The organism is Paenarthrobacter aromaticivorans (assembly GCF_019038615.1).
In the GTDB taxonomy this organism is placed as follows: domain Bacteria; phylum Actinomycetota; class Actinomycetes; order Actinomycetales; family Micrococcaceae; genus Arthrobacter; species Arthrobacter aromaticivorans.
The window spans coordinates 84,238-103,324 of the sequence record NZ_JAHOPC010000013.1 but is presented as its reverse complement, the minus strand read 5'-3'; the positions used below and the strand labels follow the sequence as shown (position 1 = coordinate 103,324).

At 57.6% G+C, this 19,087-nt stretch carries 14 protein-coding genes; 1 reads left to right on the top strand and 13 read right to left on the bottom strand.

The window, feature by feature from the left end; translation table 11 throughout:
- Positions 1 to 95 precede the first annotated feature (95 nt).
- From KSW38_RS18650 to KSW38_RS18605, 10 genes are all read right to left on the bottom strand, one after another.
- Positions 96 to 1,364, bottom strand: coding sequence for a hypothetical protein (locus KSW38_RS18650; protein WP_216926435.1), 1,269 nt, complete (start codon positions 1,362 to 1,364; stop codon positions 96 to 98).
- 96 nt (positions 1,365 to 1,460) lie between these two features.
- Positions 1,461 to 2,324 (bottom strand): SGNH/GDSL hydrolase family protein, encoded by an 864-nt coding sequence (locus KSW38_RS18645; RefSeq protein WP_216926434.1) that lies wholly within the window; start codon positions 2,322 to 2,324, stop codon positions 1,461 to 1,463.
- Positions 2,325 to 2,422: 98 nt separating this feature from the next.
- Complete coding sequence (locus tag KSW38_RS18640) at positions 2,423 to 3,376, bottom strand: FkbM family methyltransferase (RefSeq protein WP_216926433.1); 954 nt, start codon at positions 3,374 to 3,376, stop codon at positions 2,423 to 2,425.
- A 134-nt stretch (positions 3,377 to 3,510) separates the two neighbouring features.
- Positions 3,511 to 4,803 (bottom strand): UDP-N-acetyl-D-mannosamine dehydrogenase, encoded by a 1,293-nt coding sequence (gene wecC, locus KSW38_RS18635; protein ID WP_216926432.1) that lies wholly within the window; start codon positions 4,801 to 4,803, stop codon positions 3,511 to 3,513.
- A 32-nt stretch (positions 4,804 to 4,835) separates the two neighbouring features.
- The gene (locus tag KSW38_RS18630) at positions 4,836 to 6,725 is read right to left on the bottom strand and encodes a glycosyltransferase family protein (protein WP_216926431.1); all 1,890 of its coding nucleotides are present in this window, start codon (positions 6,723 to 6,725) and stop codon (positions 4,836 to 4,838) included.
- A gap of 1 nt (position 6,726) precedes the next feature.
- Complete coding sequence (locus KSW38_RS18625; RefSeq protein WP_216926430.1) at positions 6,727 to 7,620, bottom strand: ABC transporter ATP-binding protein; 894 nt, start codon at positions 7,618 to 7,620, stop codon at positions 6,727 to 6,729.
- On the bottom strand, positions 7,607 to 8,494 hold the full coding sequence (locus tag KSW38_RS18620; protein WP_223946703.1) for an ABC transporter permease: 888 nt from the start codon (positions 8,492 to 8,494) through the stop codon (positions 7,607 to 7,609). The genes KSW38_RS18625 and KSW38_RS18620 overlap by 14 nt, the downstream gene beginning before the upstream one ends.
- A 21-nt stretch (positions 8,495 to 8,515) precedes the next feature.
- Positions 8,516 to 10,246, bottom strand: coding sequence for a glycosyltransferase family 4 protein (locus tag KSW38_RS18615; RefSeq protein WP_216926429.1), 1,731 nt, complete (start codon positions 10,244 to 10,246; stop codon positions 8,516 to 8,518).
- Positions 10,243 to 11,514, bottom strand: a complete 1,272-nt coding sequence (locus KSW38_RS18610) for a glycosyltransferase family 4 protein (RefSeq protein ID WP_216926428.1) — start codon at positions 11,512 to 11,514, stop codon at positions 10,243 to 10,245. The genes KSW38_RS18615 and KSW38_RS18610 overlap by 4 nt, the downstream gene beginning before the upstream one ends.
- Before the next feature lie 3 nt (positions 11,515 to 11,517).
- Positions 11,518 to 12,129 carry a hypothetical protein gene (locus tag KSW38_RS18605; protein ID WP_216926427.1) on the bottom strand — a complete coding sequence of 204 codons (612 nt, stop codon included), beginning with the start codon at positions 12,127 to 12,129 and terminating at the stop codon, positions 11,518 to 11,520.
- 214 nt (positions 12,130 to 12,343) lie between these two features.
- Between KSW38_RS18605 and KSW38_RS18600 the strand changes: the two genes are divergently transcribed.
- Positions 12,344 to 14,083: a DUF4434 domain-containing protein gene (locus KSW38_RS18600; protein WP_216926426.1), complete on the top strand. Its 1,740-nt coding sequence runs from the start codon at positions 12,344 to 12,346 to the stop codon at positions 14,081 to 14,083.
- Between the two features lie 48 nt (positions 14,084 to 14,131).
- On the opposite strand, the gene KSW38_RS18595 is transcribed toward KSW38_RS18600, so the two are convergent.
- The 3 genes from KSW38_RS18595 to KSW38_RS18585 form a co-directional block, all read right to left on the bottom strand.
- Complete coding sequence (locus KSW38_RS18595) at positions 14,132 to 14,893, bottom strand: acyltransferase (RefSeq protein ID WP_216926425.1); 762 nt, start codon at positions 14,891 to 14,893, stop codon at positions 14,132 to 14,134.
- A gap of 82 nt (positions 14,894 to 14,975) precedes the next feature.
- Positions 14,976 to 16,874: a hypothetical protein gene (locus tag KSW38_RS18590; RefSeq protein ID WP_216926424.1), complete on the bottom strand. Its 1,899-nt coding sequence runs from the start codon at positions 16,872 to 16,874 to the stop codon at positions 14,976 to 14,978.
- On the bottom strand, positions 16,874 to 18,898 hold the full coding sequence (locus tag KSW38_RS18585) for a CDP-glycerol glycerophosphotransferase family protein (protein ID WP_216926423.1): 2,025 nt from the start codon (positions 18,896 to 18,898) through the stop codon (positions 16,874 to 16,876). Before KSW38_RS18585 ends, KSW38_RS18590 begins: the two co-directional genes overlap by 1 nt.
- Positions 18,899 to 19,087: the final 189 nt, after the last annotated feature.

Here is a 19,087-nt window from a genome sequence, read left to right as displayed (position 1 = left end):
ACGACGCCGGAGCCGGCGCTTCTGCGTCAGGGGCGCGTTAGTAAGGCCCGTTGAAGTCCTCCTTGTGGTTTGGACTCTCGACGGGTTGTCGGCGTCTACGAGAATTGGAGGTCGTAGATCGTCGGCGCCTTTACATCCCAAGACGCTAATCCAATTGCATCAACTGACACTTCAGGGGCAAATCTAAGTTGAATGACGTGTGAAGACATGCCTTCGCCCAAGCCCACGTATTTGTAGTAACCAATATTCCGGTACGACGAATAGGAGAAGCCTTGCTGGCTAAGCATCTCGCGTGTACTTCCCCTAACAGCCGCACAAAAAACGAGACCCTTGTTACTGCCCGACGCAGGGTTGACGGCCTTGAATTCAACTGTAATCTCGCTGTCCCCTGCCGTTTTGATCCATGTAACAGCTTCCTGAAGTTCCCGCTCTCCCCATGAGCCATCATTCTCGACATGACATTGGGGAAATTCCAACCTTTGAGATTCATGTTCGGCAGACGGATAGTAGGCGGTCGGGACCGACTGAATCTCAGCGACTGACTTCAGGAATTTGATCATGAAAGGCGTTGGCTGAACTGCGTGCCCCTCATTACGGGAGGTCTGGTGAAGCGAAACCGAGCCGATGGAGTCAACGCTAGCAGCCAGGCCTTGAAGTCTGCCTACGAAGCTAAGGGTTTCCTCGAAAGCGCTATCTCCACGGTTTGTAACGATAGTTATGGGAGGAATGCACCGAGATGACTCGAATCTGGAATAGACATCTGTGCGGTTTGGGTGTTCACCAGCCAAGTCCGCTAAGGCCCGCCCGTTAAGGGCAAGTCTCTCAACGTCCGCCAGGGAACTTTTCACGGGATATCGCAACAAATCAAGCTGAGGGACCTCAGCAACAGCATGTGCGACTCTAAGCTCGGCTGCAATCATCAACGACCCGAAGCCACCCATGGAGCTGCCATAGAGAATTACGTTATCCAGCGTGATTCCTCTGCGGTCGCAGTATAGGCGAATGAAAGTGGCGAGCTCGGAAACAATATCCTCATCTGAGCTAGCAAACCAAGAGGCAGCCAAATCAGGAGCGTAATTCAGCATGGGATCACTCAGTGAAACGACATCCCAGTTCTCGAACGCCGTTGCCCACGACCAGCGTGGGTAGAAGGGCACTTTGGGAGGAGTGCTCGACGGTTGTGCTGACGGCAGGAAGCACAACAATTTCTGGGGATTCTCTGCGAAAGTCCCATAGGCTTCGATGCGGAGACCGCCGGCTGTCTTCCCTGTGATAACACGATCCACCGAAGAGAATTCCAAATCAGGGGACACCTCGAAGAGTGTTCGTGTTGCGTCCAATGCGGCCGCGATTTTCATCGACATTAATTTAACCTGAGCTAAAGGATCTGTTTGACAACCCATCATACCAACGGGTAGCGTCGAGGCCGCCGATCCGTCAGCATCGCCGGGCTAACCCGACTAGCGGTCCAGGAGAAGACGAAGCTGATCCGCGAACCAAGGACTAAAGATGTCATGCCCTTCGTCATTCAGATGAAGTTCGTCATAGAAGGCTGACGACTTATCCAGAAATTCAGCGTCGGCGTCAATGAATTTGACGCCGCTATCGGCGACAAATCGCTGCACGGCCCCGCGTATATCCGCACGCCGTTGCACAAGTGAAGTGTGCTGGTCCTCAGAGATCATTCGGTGGTAATACGAGTCGGTGGCCCACTGTGCGTTGCGGTGGGGTGACGTCACAAGCACCAGGTCGATGCCGAATTCTTGGGCAGCCCACACGGCCAACCCCAGGATCGAGGTCAGGGCCCCGGAACCTCGTGGAAGATCTGATGCCTCCGGCTCCACCGGCGGGAGCAACGGTGCGTATCTGTCTGTCGGGTACCAGTAGCTGTGGGGACGGAAGTAGATCGGGAGATCCGATTGCGGCAGGAAAAATACCACCGTGCCACCACGACCGACCAGTGGAACGATCTTGTTGAGGAAGACATTAAAAAGCTGGAGGGTAGTAGCCCCGGAATACCCGGCGTTCAGGCAGCGAACCTTTAGTCCGTGGCTGGCCAAGCGACGTTCGACTTGAGACACGAAACGGACGTCTTCCGGCGTGAAAGTTGCCTCCACAAAAGAGTCACCGAGAAACACAATCGGTGAGGCACCTTCCGCGGTCTCGTTGCCAGTCATGATGAAACCGTGCTCGTCCGTCCGAACCCGCCATGGCCCATCACCGATGGTTCCGTCAGTTGCTTCGAGGTAACCGTCGGGGCGGTTCCGCATGCCGTCCAGGTTAGGCGTAGATTCCTTTAGCCTGATGTAACGGCGCTCTGACATTATGGCTCCCCAAGGGTACGACGGATGACAACCTATAGATCCTATCGGTTGGGCACTGCCGGCAGTTAATTAGACGGATGCAGAGGCCTTCTGTGGACCTATGCTCCTGCGGCGTTAGGGTCGCGGTCCTCCAGGCGGTTGCTGAGTTCGCCAAGGAGCACTTCCAGTTGTTTGACGCGTTCGGACAGTCCCGCGACCGCGGTGCTCGCATCCTGTTCAGCGGGTGCCGTAGACAACCCGTCCTTGATTGACTTCAATTCGCCGTTGACAAGTCCTAAGCGATAGTACAAATCCCTGGTGGCCCAGTTAGTTCGCGTTATCAGACCGGCCGCTCTGCGTTCCATGTGGGCACGTTCAAGTGGCGTCGCGGAAGGAACCAGGATATAAGTGGGCGTCGCGTTGAATTGCGCCACGAAGGAGTAGCCCGATTCGGATGCAAACTGCTCAAGCTCGGCCTGCTCAACGGCTGTGGCGGCCTCGCAAGCAATGATCGGCCTGTCCCTGGCGATCAAATCGATCGCACCCTTCAGGACCGCCACATCCATTCCCTCGGCATCAACCTTAATGAGGGCAACCCGTTGCCGGATCTCCTCCACGTCAATGGCGCTCACGGCATATTCGCCGTTCGAGGACACCGCAAACGTGGTCGCACCAACGTTTTTGAGGTCGAGTTTATCCAGTGTGGCTCGTGAAGGCTTCTCCCCCAGCGCCACTCGGCGAACTTCAATATGATCTTGCAGCGAATTACTATCGACATTGCGCTGCAGGATATCTGCCGCAAGAGGGAGTGGCTCGAACGAGATAACTTTGGCTTCACATACCGCTGCGAAGTACAGGCTATGGTTGCCAATATTTGCGCCAACGTCCAGGACTAAGTCCCCGGGCTTAAGATACTCGGCCAACGTTCCAAGGTACTGCCATTCGTAGAACTTTTTCGACGCGTCAATCATGGCAGCGATGTGGTCGCCCGCCACGGCTTCAATGAGGATTCGTTTGCCGTGATGTTCAATAGCTAGCGACGTTGTTGCGATTGATTCAGTCGAACTGTCCATGGTTTCTCTCGTCGATAAAACATATCCCGCGTTATCGCTGGATTCTCTCACAACCAGCCGCCGAATTCAGAACCTGGCTGCAGCTGTGGATCAACAACCGCGTCCGGGCGGAGTACCCGGACGCGGTAAAGCCTCTAGAGAGTAATAGCGGCCTCGACGCCCTTGGACGTCAGTTCGCGCCAGATTCCCCTTGTGTCAACGATTGCCTTGCCTGCAAGAAGACCTGAATCGACGCTCTTGAATTCGTCATGATCTACCAAGACGACGACGACATCTGCCTGCGCGATCGCATCTTCCGTGTTTGCAAGTTCAACGTTGCGACGGTTGGCGAGTGCCTTGGGCAGCGCCTCGACGTGCGGTTCAGCAACAAGGACCTTGGCGGTGGGCAATTCATCTGCCAAAGCGGCCGTAATCCCAATGGCCGGAGATTCACGAAGGTCATCAATGTTGGCCTTGAAAGCCAACCCGAGCGTAGCGATCTTGGCCTCGCTGCCAAAGGATTCTGCCGCTTTGCGGACCTGTTCCACTACCCATTCAGGTTTGGAATCATTGACTTCGCGTGCGGTACGGATCAGCTTGGATTCAGTGGGTGCGGCGGCCACGATGAACCAAGGATCAACTGCGATGCAGTGCCCACCGACGCCAGGGCCAGGCTGAAGAATGTTAACCCTCGGGTGGTGGTTCGCCAATCGAATCAGCTCCCAGACATCGATATCCAGCTTGTCGCTGATCACGGAAAGCTCGTTGGCGAAGGCGATGTTTACGTCGCGGTAAGAATTTTCAACAAGCTTTGCCATCTCAGCAGTGACATCGTCCGTCACCAGGATCTCGCCTTGGCAGAAGACAGCATAGAGGTCCTTTGCCAGCTCAGCCGCTGCAGACGTAATGCCACCGACAATGCGGTCATTGGTCACAAGTTCGATCATGACCCGGCCAGGGAGTACTCGCTCCGGGCAGTGCGCAAAGTGGATAACGGGTGCTCCGCCCGCCCCATCCAAAGAGAGATCCGGCCGCAGGGCCAGGATGTACTCTGCCAAGTGGCGCGTCGCACGCGGAGGTGACGTGGATTCGAGGATGACAAGTTCGTCTCCGACGAGCTGGGGTGCGATCCCACGGGCCGCGGCCTCGATGTAGCTAAGATCCGCTGAGTGGTCCTCGCGGAAGGGCGTTGGCACAGCCACGATGTAAGCCTGCGCTGCTGGAGTTTCCGTCGTCGCCCGCAGATTGCCCTGGCTGACTGCCCCGGCAACGTGAACACCCAGATCAGGCTCAACGAAGGGAACCTCGCCACGGTTTACGGCGTCGACGGTGTTCTGATTCACGTCAACACCGATGACATTAATGCCGTTAGTGGCAAGGATGGCTGCAGTGGGCAAGCCGATGTAGCCCAGTCCGATAACTGCGACAGTCTTACTGGTGGTGGTCATTTTGTCCCCTATTTTTTAAACGGTGATGTTTTTTAAACGGTGATGTGTTCTTTGGGATCGCCAAAGAACTTGATTTCGCCAGACGCCGCCAATTCATCGTCCGAGATGTCCCAAGTGTGACCTTCTGCCTGACGCATCTGGCAGAAGTTGAACCTGTCGGCGGCGTAGATAGAGCCGCCAGCGGTGGCAACTGATTTCAAGAAGGCGGTGTCCTCACCCCGGTTGAGAGGCTCGAATGGGTGCGCCTTGAAAACTTCGCTGCGGGCCGTGATGGTTGGACCCATCACGAACCTGCTGTACTGATGCTCCTTGTGTGGCATACGCAAAACCGTGGCTTGGGTTGAAACGAAGTGCATGTGGTGCGCATGCTTCCCAACGACATCAGCTTTGGAATAATCAAGCGCGTGGAGCATGTCCGCAAGGTAGTTCGGACCGTAGTAATCGTCGTCATCCATCTTGGTCAGGACGTCTCCTGAAGCTGCGGCGACACAGAGATTGAGGCATTCTCCCAGCGTCGTCTCGCGGGGCTCTGTCAGCACCGTGTAACGCTCCACGCCGTACTCTTCCGCCAATGAAGCCGCACGTTCGGATGTGATCTCAAATCCGTGAGTCAGCAACACCAGCTCAAGATCCACTCCTACTTGGCTTCCAACCGCAGCGAATACATGCTCAAGCTGATGAGGCCGGATGGTTGGTACCAAGGCGCTGGCAGAAGGAAGCCGGACGGGCCGGCTGCGATCCGGCAGGGCAGAAGCCACTATCGTCTCGGCCCTGTGCGCATATGTATTCCCTGCCCAAATGCGTCTCTGGCCCTTATGGACTACCCGATCATTGAGCTCCGGGCTTCGCGCCAGCATGCGAATCTGGTGCTCGCCTTGTCCTTGGGATTCGGCTACAAACACTTCATCCGGTTCGAAGAATTGTCTGATGGCAGTGCTCGGAGCAGAGACGACTGGCGTGCCTGAAGCGGTGATTTCAAAAATTCGACGCGCACACATGCTGGGTGAGTCCACCACCGAGTTCACGTTGAGGAAGACTTTATAGGCCCGGTAGGCCGTGAGCATGGTGGCATAGTCCAGGCTTCCAACAACGTTCTCGGAGAACGGAACCGGGAACTGGTAGTTCGAGTCCCCGCTCAGTTGCCGTGAGAAGATCTCGAGGACAGGGCCGGACTTGGCCGATGCATCCCGTGCGGCCGTCAGGAGCATATCCATCTGTTGCCGGCGTTCCGGATACTTGTGCGCAAAATACATGCCCGCGAAGGCTACTCCCCGGGAGTGCCGTCCCTGCCCCACGCGTATGGGGTTGTGGATGGCTGGCTGTGCAGCAAAAGGAAGAGCCTGGATCCGGTCGTGGCCCAGATCCTCCTTGTAGAACGGGATCCGGCCGGAATCGCTGGTGAAGACCACATCGAACTGACGCGCCGCAGGCAGGAAGTCTTCGTAGTGGGGTGGATCTTCCTTATTCCAGAAGACTGTGGGAATTGACCGCTTGCGGCACCATTCCAGAAGTGCCAGAAATTCAGGCTTCGGGCCGGATGTTCCCGCAAGCTCATACTTCCATGAACCTTGGTTTCCGTTCCATGCGGATTCAACGAAGAGGAAGTCGATCTCAGTCTCGCCGAGTTGCTGCAACCAGCGATCTTTGCGGAGGTGGAGCAGATTCCACTCGAACGAGAATGCCGCTGACGAAAAGTCGTCAAGGATCACGCCGACAGTCAAGTCCGAGCGCCGCGGCTCCCGGTCAGGAACGCGGTACGGGCCGAAGATTGGAGGCCCATCTTGTTCTGCCTGTTGGCCCACTGATCGGTTTGCGTTGATGCGTCGGTCTATCCTTTTTCGACGGAGCCATTCATTGAATTGATCCAGTCCGCCTTCGCGCAAATGCCACACGGCCTTGCGGGCTTCAACCACCATTTTCATCTCAGCGCCCTTCCATTCGGCGTCCGCTGGATCTCTCCATGATTTGAGTGGCCACGAGATTTGCCCTTGCTTCGTCCCTGATCCGTGCGGCAGTAATGTTGTTGCCCTTTGAGAGGTTCGAGGAAAACTCCTGATACAGGTTGGTGGTCTCTTCCGACGAGCCGTCCATGATCAATTCGCCCTTATCCAGCCAAATCACACGGGTGCACATGTTTCGGATGGTGTCCAGGCTGTGGCTGACAATGAACACACAGCCGGCCTGGGCCCGCAACTCATCCATGCGTGCCTTGCTACGGTCGTTGAATTGAGCATCGCCTGTATTCAAAGCTTCGTCGACCAGGAGGATCTCCGGGTTGACTGCGGCGGCAATGGCGAAACGAAGCCGCGAGGCCATGCCCGATGAGTAGGACTTCATGGGAAGGTAGATCGCGGAGTCCAAGCCTGACACTTCAACGATGCTCTCGAAGCGCTGATCGATTTCATCCATGTCCATACCCATGGCAAGGCAACCAAGGACCACGTTCTGGTCGCCTGACAAATCGGGAACAAGCGCGGCGTGAACACCCAGGAGGACCGGCGTGCTTGACGCGTACACCGCCCCATCCGTGGGTGCAGCCTGTCCGCTGATCAGCTTCATCAGGGTGCTCTTACCGGAGCCGTTGCGGCCGATAATGCCTACGGATTCGCCTCGCTCCACCACCAACGAGAGTTCCTTCAGTGCGCTGACCGTCACCAGGTTCTCGCGTCCCAGAAGCTTCCGGAGACTTCCCCGGATACCTTTCCGGGTGGACGTGGAACGTTCAATGGAGGAAGGCACCTTATAGGTCATCTTCACCCGGTCCACCACTACGCAGGGCGGGCCGTCCAGGAACACAGCCTCATCAATCGCGACCATAGGTCTCTTCCCCTCTCCAGAAGAAGATGAATCCAACCAGCAGGGCCGCCAATGAAACTACGGCCAACGTGGCCCACGATTCCCACGCAGGAACCCGGTCATAGAGGACGCAGCTCCGGACGATATCAATGACGTTGAACAGTGGATTGAACTTCATGATGGCGAGCAATGTGGGCTCATGAACAAAGCGTTCATACGAGTAGAAAACTGCAGAGCCGTACATCCACGCGCGGATCGCGAAGGGCAAGAGGTGCGTCACGTCATGGGCAATCGAAATAATCCTCGCAAGGATCATTCCGATTCCGAGGTTGAAGATGAATTGGAGCAATAGGGCAGGTACGATCAGCACCCAATGCCAGCTGATCTTCTCCGCAGGAGGCAACACTACGATCAACAAGAGCATGCCCAGAACAAGCGGAACAGACGAAAGGAGCTCCCTGATGTTTGCGCCGAGCGGTAGGGCGGCACGCGGGAAATTGAAGGCCTGAACAACAGACTTTCCGTTCCGGATGGAGCGGGCACCTTCCGTAATTGCGCCGGAACTGAATTGGAACATGAAGATGCCGACGATCAGGTACCCAATGAAGTTTTCGATGCCACCGCTCGTGTTGAGCAGCATGCCGAAAATCACGTAGTAAGTGAGCCCGTTGAAGACCGGGTTGAGCAGGAGCCAGGCGCTCCCCAACCGGTCTTTTCGGGTTCCCGTCTGCACTCGGGCGCGGGCATCGTAGAAGATGAACTGCCGGTAATCCCACAGCCTTACCAAGTAATCCAGGAATCCGGGTCTGGAACCCACCCTGGACAACTTCCGCATGTCCACGGACATCGGTTGGATGGCCGCGGGCGGCGGAAGCTTTGCTTTCTTCGCCGACATCAGCTGACCCTCCTTACGTTGTTAGACGCCCAAATTTTCATAAGCCCGGATGTATGCCTGGGCATTTGCCTGCCACGTCCTCGTAGCCAATACTTCTTGCCTGCCAGCGGCGCCAAGCCGCTTCCGTAAACCTTCATCATCAAGCAATTCGTACAACACCTCAGCCAGTCCCCCGGGATCCTCAGCGTTCGCCACTCTGCCGTTTACGCCGTCGTGCACTATCTCCCGTAAGGCGTCCAGGTTGCTGGCCACCACTGGCCGGCCGGAGGCCAGGGCCTCCACAGGTTTAAGCGGTGTCACGGCCCGGGTAACAGCAAGGTCCTTGCGTGGAACCACAAAAATATCCAGCGCCAAGTGATAAAGGCGAGCCTGTTCCGAAGGGACACGCCCCGTGAAGATGGTCCGTTCCGATAGTCCCAAGCGCCGGACTTGGTCCTGAAGAGCGGGCGCGGCAGTGCCGTCCCCGACCAAAACCAGCTTCAACTGTGGCAGTCGTGGCGCAAGCAGCGCAAATGCTGTGACCAGATCGTCAAGGCCTTCATAGTCCACAAGGCTGCTTACTGTCCCGATATAGAGCGCGTTCGGGTCCAGTCCCAAAGCAAGCCGAGCCGCGCCATGATCGAGCGGTTCAGCGAGGTACGCGCCGCCCACTGCGTTCGGGCAGATCAGGATTTTGCTGTCCGGGACGCCCATGGCCACGATGTTGTCTTTCATGGATTCGCCGAGCGTCACTACAAGGTCCGCGCTCTGCATGACGTCGGCTTCCCGTTCGGTAAAGAGCTTGTACCGTTCGCTCCGGCGGGCTTCCTCGCCGCGCGTTGACGCCCACGTGTCGGCCAGTTGTCCTCGAACTTCGTACGCCCACGGGACGTCCAAGGCGTTTGCGACTTCCCGGGCTACCAGGCCGTTGACGAAGTGGGTGGTGGTATGGAGGACCGACGGCCGGAAGTCACGGGCGAGGGACAAAATGCCTTCGGCCTGCTGCTGTAAGCGACCATGCATGGACGGCTTCATGCGCGCCGGCAGGAGACGTTCGTAGCGCACGCCGTCAACAACGTCATGCTGCCGCGCTGTCAACGCACCGATTTGCACGGGGTAACCCAGGCGCGTCACGGCCATTGCTGACCAACCGGCGTCCTGTTGGGCGGTCAGGATGGAATGGCTGCGCCGGGCGTAGCCGCTGCCGGTATGCGGCACGGAGTTCGTCAGCAGGTGCAGGACCCTGCGCGCTTGCGGTTTTACCGCGGAAGCGGTCAGCGATGGACGCCACCCTTGGAAGACGCGGACTTCGGACTCAAGCCGCTGCCGCTGTTTTGCCATGCCGCCCCGCTCGCCAGCGAGGACGACGACGGCGCCGCTCATGTCGCCGTCGTACCACTTGCGTCTGGCGAGGGTCGCCGGAGTCCGGGTCGCCCCTGCTGCGAGGGGCAGGAAAACATCCGCCCACGCTGGCTGCCCGGCAGCGATGGCTACTTCTGCGGCCTTGCGGGCGCGGTCGGCATCAACACCGGTGCGGACGGCATGTTCAAACCGGTAAGTAAGCCCGGCGGTGTCCCCCGCCGCGTGGCTGGCCAGCAAGAAGAGGGGACGGGCGGAATTGGGCGCAAGCCTGGCCACGAAACGAGCCAGCGGCCTGACGATCCTGGACGGCAACCGGCGAAGGACCTGAAGGAACAACACATCGGGCGACTCAGTGAGGTGCTCCGACACGGTCCCTGCGGTCAAGGCAATGTTCTTGAGGAGTTGGATCACGCAGTCCCCCGGGCATCGGCTGGCTCCGGATTGACCAAGGAGGATATTGAGTCCATGTATCGCAAGGCCAGCTGCGCGTAGTCTGCGTTGTCCCGGACCCAGTCGCGTCCGCTGGTGCCTGAGGCCAGCCGGCTTCGGTCCTCGGAAAGTTCCCGCCACAGCTGCGCCACGGCTTCGGCGTTCGCCGCAACGACGTCGCCTCCGCCGGCTTCAATGATGATGCGCTCCGCTTCTCCGCGCACTACCGCCGTGACGTGCCTGCCAATGGCCAGAACCTCGTAGGTCTTGGACGGGACAGTGGTCTCGAACGACTTCCAGTCATCACGGAGGGAGACGATGCACGTATCCGCCTCACGGTATTTGTCCATGACTGCTTGACCCTGCAACGAAGGGAAGAAGGTCACAGGCGCGTTGAGCTCGCGAGCCAATTTCACCAGTTGTGGGCGGCTGGTGCCGTGACCCACGAGCGTGAGGTGGAATCCCTCGCCGAGCAGCGCGCTTGCCCTGATAAGGATGTCCAGGCGCTGGCTCTTGCCATGATTTCCGAGGTAGACGGCGTGAAAGACGTCGCGTTCCAAGGCCGGGGGCTCAAGGAAAGGCATCGAGTTCAAATCAAGGCCGTTACTCACGGTGACGACGTTCTTGATGCCGCGGTCCCGCAGAGTTTCGGCAAAACCGTCCGTAACTGTGACAACCAGGTCCGCACGCTGCTGGACGAACTCGACCACCCGCTCCACCACGCTTTTGACACTGCCTTGCACGATTCGGGCGTCGCGGGCCAGGTCCGGCCAGGCATCCCGCATCTCGACGATGAAAGGCACCCTGCGAAGCCGGGAAAGCACATACCCGGTAGCCAGCGTCGGGAGGCTCGGAGCGGTGGCGAGAATCGCGTCGGGTTTCTTGCCGCCCAAACCTATCGGAATGGACATCACAGCGGAGAAGAGTTGGTCAACGAAACGTGCCAGTGGCGAGGTGCCAAGATGCCGAAGGTACGGCACGCGCCTGATGGTTTCGCCGTGCAGGCCTTCCTGGTGGGCGAAAGCGAATCCGGCTTTTCGCCGGGGCAAATCCCGCTTGCCGTTGGGATAGTGCGCAACAGGAGCGACGACGTCGACGTCCCAGCCTGCCTTCCGGAATTCCCGGGTCAGGGAAAGCCAACGGCGCTGCGGCGGGCTGTGCTCCGGCCAATACGAGTGGGTGAGAAGCATTAGACGCAACGGGAATGCAGGATTTACGGCAGCCGCGTCCCTGGGTAGGGAAGTATCCATGGACTACTTGCCGTTGAGGCGGGGTCCGCGGATCCCCTTTGAGCGCAAGGCACGGAAGTACGCAAGGCCCAGCAGCAGCAACACCAAGACCGTCAGGCCTTGGACAAGGGGGTTGTTCTCCGCCACTGGGGCAAGGGCCACCTTCAAGGGGCCGGTGATGTCTGCGCTGACAACTGGCGGGGCTTCGGTTTTGGTGGGAGTGGGTGTGGGCGTCGGCGTTGCCTCCGCTGTGGCCGTGGTGGTCTCCGCGGGAACCTCTGGCTCTACAACGAAGTTCTCGATAGCAACATCAGTGGGTACAGCAGGATCGGGCAAGGTAGCGGGAGGTATCACCGCAGGTACTTCCGCGGGCGGAACGACGGGCCCGACGACGGGCGGCACCACAGGTGCGGGAGCTGGCTCTTCGGAAGGCTGGGCAGGTGCCGTAGGAATAGGTTCCAGAGTGGCCGGAGGCGAGGTCGGCTCAAGAACGGGCGGTATGACGACCGGGAACGTAGGCTCGGGCTTCGGTGATGGGTCCGACGGCTGTTCCGCATCGGGTCCGGGGTCGGTTACCGTGGTGGCCGAGGCCGGCTGGGTTGCAAAAAACCCGAGAATAGCCAGCAAGATGACCACAAGTGCGGCTTGAACACGTCTGATTCCGGTGCCCAACTTTCCCCCCGTTTGATATGTCGTACAGAACGCTATGAGCGTCCGTTCCAGCGCGTCCACCTGAATGGGGGTGGGCGGGGCCACCAACAGCAGGAGGGCAGCCCGGTTTAGTCTAGCGTATGGATAACAGTCATTTGATTCCGTAGGATCGTCTGCTGATGCCGACCCCAAGGAATTCATGACGCTCATTCGCGGAAGCCGTCCGCGCATCAAAGCCCTCCTCGCGGCACTTGTGCTCATAGCCGGAGTTGCAGGAACCGCTTTGGTTGCGCCCAACCACAGCATCGAGGCGGAACAACCGGCACAGGAGAAACAGCCACCAGCGGCCGCGAAGAAAACTCCGGCTGCCCAGGCGCCGACACCGGCAAGCTACCCAATTGGCGGCTATTTCGTCTACGCCACTCCGAGCAGTTCCCGGAACCTCCAGAAGCTCAGCGAAATTAAGGCAGCAGGCGCTGACACCGTCATCACTTTTGGAACATCCCTCGTACCAACTACCTTGGCGACTCTTCCCAAGGAATGCGTCATTGACGGAGTGAACTGTGCCAAGGCCGCTGCAGGAAACCTGGAAGTCAACCGCTATTTCACTTACTCCGATGGAAGCATCTGGGGCAACCAGGCCGTGCAATGCCCCCATGACCGCAGGATCGCCAGCCAAGGCAAGGCATTTGTTGTGTTGGTCCTCCCTGCCCAAGGCAGCGGCTGCACGTCCACGAACGGGAAGTACGATGTGGTGGTGGCGGGCGGTGGCGCAGCCGATGGCACAGATCCAGCAACTTCAATGGCTGTGGCGGCCACGAAACTGGGCATGAAGTTCTATGCTGGCCTACCTGCCCCGGTGAAGAGAACTGATAAGGCGTACCTCCCCGACGTTTCCTACCAAGGGACCCTTGGCCTCTTCACCGAGCGCCTACTTCAGTATCAAGCGGCTGTATATAACGTGGCCGGCTTGGCTGGCTTCTATCACCACACAGAAATGCCTCTGACCGATGGCCACACTTTTGATCCCATCCTGGATCTGTATCGCATGCAGAACCAAGCCATCCATCGAATCTTTCCCACTCGCAGCGCAATCGTTAGTCCCTACCTTGACGCGCGGGTCAGCGCCTTCAATATCAGCCTGAATCAAGCCCGAAACGGGGTACGAAGAATTGCCCAGACAGCCAGCGGACTGGTTCTGAGCATCGCCATTCAAGACGGCATGGGAACCGGGAAGGGTGGAGCGTTTCAGTCGAACGAAGCGAACTCGGCAGTGGACCGCTATGCGGAGAGCATTGTGGGCAAGGGTTCCTGGAGCAGCAAGTACGTGGCACCTATTCGGGACTATTTCCTTGCAGCTGCTGCCGGCATTTCCGGAACGGGTGCCGTCCTGTGGGCAAACTTGGAGGGCATGGCTCCGGCCACGGCTTCGAATCCTTGCGGAGACAGTCTCCGAGGACAGAGCTCCAAAGCGAGGATAGACCGCCAGCTGCAACAGCTCGCCAACGCGCAGAAGATCATTTCGTTCATGTGGGATTCGTATTACACCTGCGTTGGTACTGGCGTTCCCCTGAAGGCCCAGGTGGAGGCTGGAATTGCAACGCCGATTATTACCGACGCGACTTTTGACGCATCCACCGGCCAAGTGCGGATAATAGGCTTCAATCTTTCAGGTGGCAACGCCGAAGTGAAGTGGACCACGAAAGAGGGGCAACGCCTCGCGAAAACCGTGAAGCCCACGAGCACAAATACTGCGTACGGAGTCCAGAGCGGCATGAACCCGGAACTGGAAATGATCCTCGTGAATGTGGGCAAAACAACCCTGGCTGCAGGCCGCTACTACACCGTCAATGTCACCAACCAATGGGGCGCGGAAAACGACGCCTTCTATTCGCAACGCACCTATACGGCGCAGTCTTCCCGGGGGTCCAAAGGCTAGCTCCGGACCTGGCGTGTTTGTCCATCAAATTCCCCGTAATTGTGCCGATCAAATGAAGAACCTGCTCTTCGACGTCATTTGATCCAACCTCTGGCACCATACAGCTCGGTCGTGCCCAGAGGCCGCTAGGTCCAGCTGACCCTCCAGTTCTCCGATGTCCAACACATTCGGGTCCCTCGTGTATATGAAATCGTCATGTGAAAAAACTGAGCTTTCCTCCGTCTGTGCAAGCGTGTAAGCATGCACAGAAGGACGTGACCAGAAAATCCCTTTGCCTACGATGCGGGCCGGGACACCAGCTGCGGTGGAGTTGGAAGGGATGCTTTTGGTGACCAACGCGCGGGCCGCAAGGATACTGCCAGAGCCAACCCGTGCCCCCTTGAGCAGCAGGGTGTCTTCGCCCAGCCACACGTGGTCCCCTACCCAGATGGATGCGCTGGGATTGATTCGCTGGTGGTTACTCGCCGAATAGATCAGATGCGGATCGGCCGTTCGAAAGACAACCCGCGATGAAAACATGGCATCGCTGCCGATGATGACGTGTTTGCGTTCCGTTGGCAGGAACCGCGCTTCGGAAGTAAACGATGCTCCGGGTCCCAAGTAGAACACCGACTCATGGAAAACAGTGGCAAGTAACCGCAAATAGAAGGGGGAAGTGCGGATATGAATCACCGCGTTGTTGCCCAAGAATCGAAGCCGAGAATTACGCAGCTTGGCTCCGTCTTCTACATAGAGAACATTTCCAGTCCCCGCAAACTCGACTGAGGAATCGATAAATTCCGAGTCGTGTGTTTGGTTGAGGTGAATCACGTTGTCCCGAACGGCGGCGGCATCCTCGTAAGAGCGGATAATTTGGGTGTGCCCGAGTCTTCCGGAGCCAACGACGGAGTCGCTAGCTGACATTAACCGGCACCTCATGCGAGGAGGGCAACTCATCCACGATGGCAATAACACTTGAGGCCTTCCAGTCCACTGCTCCAAACGTATCCACGGCCTCGACAGCCGAACCGGCAGCATGAACCACGATCAACAGACGTTCGGCTTTAGCAGCGATAACGAATCTCAAAGCGAGCAGGTCCGCCATGGCCCAGCCGTCCAGAGGCTCCACCACGGCAACATGCGAAGCCTTATGCTCGCGACGGTCAAGAGTCAGGCTGGACACATCGATTTCGGCGTCGCTCACGAAGTGGACCTCCATCGTGTCGCCCTCGATGTCTGCGCCGTAGCTGCGATACCGAAAACGGGCGAAATGGTCACCGTCCAGGACCACATACGTCTCGGGATGCTTTGCATGGAGGCTCAGAGCAGATGCACTCATTGAGTGCTGCACTTCCTGGTTCGAATCCTGCATAAATGAACCAGGCAGAGTGCCGGTCCACTGAGTTCCGTTGGCTTCGATCGCTACTACCGCTGAAAGATGCTGGATCGGGTCGTAGGCCGGATAGAGCTGTTGCTTTTCCGAAGTGAACTTCACGAAGTCGTAGGAATGTTCGGACATCGACTGCAGGAATCTGGTCTGGCCCAGCCAACCTTCAATGAACCAGTTGGCGCGGGCAATCTTAGAACCGGCAGAATCAACCCGAACCTGCACTTGAATGCCGTCCTCTTGGGGGAAAGAACGTACTTCCTCGGCACCAATGTCCCGATGCTGCTGGCCGCCGCCCAGGAATCCACGGATAATGCCTAGCATGGCCGGCAACGCGGCCATTGCCACGTCAGAGTGGACTCCATCGATGCGATATTTCGTGAGGTTCGGAACGTCTTGAACAAGCTCGATGAGCGAGTGGTTGCTGAGTTCATCGGAATTCGTATAGAAATAATCGATTCTTCGTTCCTCGGCGAAGTATTCGCGAAGGCTGTCCTCGGGCTGCTGCACGTCGTGGAGTGCACGGTTCCGGAACAGGTTGTCTCGAAAGAACGGTTTGTTGAAGTAATACGGCAAATTCATTTGCGGCACAGCTAGCAGGAGCTGGGCCGCCGGGAAGTCCTTTGCATAGTGGATGGCTATGCTGCCACCTTTGGACGCCCCGAAGAATAGCATCTGTGCTGGGTCGATACCGAAGCGGGTCCGCAGATCCTCGATGGCCTGCCAAACCCGGCTGTACAAAGGCCTGCCCGCGTTGTCCACCATCATGTACGAGCCTGCGGCAAGGTAGCGGTCCTGAAAGCACACCATAAGGGTGTCCTTCAGGTCTGCATTGGTAATGGCTTTGAGGTAACTGACTGCGTACGAGATCCGTGAAGTTGACGGCCCGAATCCCGGGAAAGTTATGAAGAGCTTCTTGGGATTGGTGGTGTTGCCCCGTAGCGAATAGTAGGTGTCCCCGTGCTGCTCCACGCCGTACTGCTGGTCGTATTTGAGCTGCTGCGGGGTAGTGAAAGCCCCGCGGCCTATCTTCAGTTCATAGGGTGCACCGATGTCCAAGGTGAACCGTTTGGGGTCCTTCGACGTGACGATGATATTCCGATATTCAAGGGGAAAGCCGCGGGCTGGGGGTTCTATCTTGTTCCCGTAGACCACTTCGCCGTCCTGGAGCAGCCTGAATCCCCTGCCCTTGTGCACTTGCCACTTTGGAATAGTCAGTTTTGCAAAGTACGTTCCTTGCGGCAGGTTTTCGGACGCCAACCTGCGAATGCTGCCCTCCAAACCTTTTGCCTTGATGAATCGCCCTGCCGGTGCGCTGGCTGGGGCCGCCATCAGCTTGCGGGCGAAACCGGTGCCTGCCTGGGAGTAGGCAGCATCTACAGCGATGCCAGTGATGGTGCGTTTTAAGGCTCGGATCTTTCTCATTAGAGACTCAGCATCCTCTCAACGATTTTGGCATTGATTCTTTGGGGGTCCACGCCCTGGAAGAAGCGTTCGCGACGGGCACTGAACAGTTCATGAGGCCGGAGGTAGTGCTCATGGACGATGTGGTGGATCAGCTCTGCATGCTCCTCAAAGACCGGGCCCAAGCCATCATCGCGGTAGTCCACTCGGCCTTCGTAGGGTTGCTCATGGAAGAAGTCCGCTGCGTCCCAGTGGTAATAGGCAATAGGCGTACCAATAAAGGCAGCGTCAAGCACGGCCGAACTGTAGTCCGTGAAGACCATCTCAGCCGAGGCGATGGCTTCGCGATAGCTCAAATCAGTCCTGACAACGTTCCTGGAGAACCTGAATTGGCCGGCTCTCTTTTCCACGTTTGGATGGAGTTTTACGTGGAGAGTCCGGCCAGTTTCTTCGAGGAATGCCAGTAGCTTTGGATCCGCGAGGACGGCGTCGATTGCACGGAAGTACTCCGACTGGGCAAATAGTTCCGTGGACGCTTGGTGCAGGTTGAAACGCCACGTTGGCATGAAGAGCAGGTGCTGTGGCTCATGTCGCGTTCTGATCAGGGCCTCGAAGCGGGGCAGCCCTGAATTCAAGGTTTCGACGGGGGCAAGCTTGCGCAGATAGTCGGCTTCGAGTTGACCGGTAGCAACGAAAACATCGAAGTATTTGGAGAGGATCCAGTCGGTCATATCGTTCAACTGGATGCCGTGTTGCAGATACACAAAGCGGGAGTTCGCGAACGACTTGCCCCGGTATCTGATGTTGTAAATCTGAGACGAAACCACCAGGTCCGAAATGAGGAACTTCTCGTAGAACTCGGTAGTGAAGATCGGGATCAGTTTGAAGCCCTTTGCTTCCAGCCGCTCCCAGTCCGGCGATTTTGGGTTCAACGCGAAGTACGCCTCCGTGAACTCCCCATGGTTCACCATGAAATATTCGTACAGGTGCTCAGCATTGTCGTCTGCCTGTAGTGGCCGATCAAAGAAGATCATGGTTGACGAGGGACTGATAGGTCGGCTGTAGAAGTCGTAGCTGGCAGCCCGAGAATAACCCGGCCGTAGATCTCGCGGGCGATACGACTTCTCGATGACTACAGTGTCCCCGCCGAAATGCAATTCGTAGAGGGGCGGCTGAGCCCCTTCCGCGGGCTGGCCTTCTCTGAAAGACAAATATGAGTCACCGTCGCTCAACTGCTTGTAGAGGTGGGTATCGGATTCCGAGTCAGACAGCCAGCGAATCCAGGACGCCTCCACCGGCTGCAACGGTTCAACGAATCGCAGCAGCTCGACCAGACGATAGGACCGGACCACGTCCCGGAGATTAGCCAAAGCCACCTGTGTCACCTTCCCAGCCCGCATGCCGCGAAGGAACAGCGCAACATATCGCACCAGGTGGACACGGACCTCCTTCGAAGCCGTTGGAATCAGTGGGACCAGCCGCGTGACATCCTCGGCTATTTGCAGGCCAATGGCGGATTTGGTGTCAGATGCAACTGAGAAGCCTGTAACCAGAGGCTTTACTGTTCCGATGGACCAGTAAAGACGGTAACTGAGATACAGAGCCGAGCGATCGACGTCGCCAATTGCTTCCAAGGCATCCCGTAACCGACGAGTGTTGAAAACAACACCGAATACGTCAGTATCCCGGGCGTAGCGATACGGGTCATCGATCTTTGTGGCTGCCACTTTTTTGGAGATCATGCCTGTGTACATGACCGGCTCAGCCAGATAGACCGTCCGCGGACGTAGGTAATCCAACATGGTGGTCATGTAGGTGGGGGCAAGCTGATGCGACGTCCTCATGAACACCACGTATTTTGTTTCGACGAGTTCGCTAAGCCGTGCAATTTCCTGCGTTGTGAGCGGTTCATCAACCTGGAGTATGGAGAACTGCGCTTCATACCGAAGCCTTGCGGCGATGAGTCTCCGGTACATCACGGACTCGAGGTCAACACCTCCGGGGGCCTCGAGGACGATAGTGACCAGGGGAATTGAGTCGGGCATTTGAGTCCTAGGAATCGATGGCACGGAAGATCCCTTGGGCGCGGATCCCTCATGCCTACTTGTGGTTCATGAACACAGTGGGCACGTGGGCCATATCGTGACGCAGGAATGCCCTCAAGAGTCGCCGAACAAGAAGTGAGTTGCAACTACCAGTTATCAGGGTGATTCCCGACGCGGGCATTGACTGAT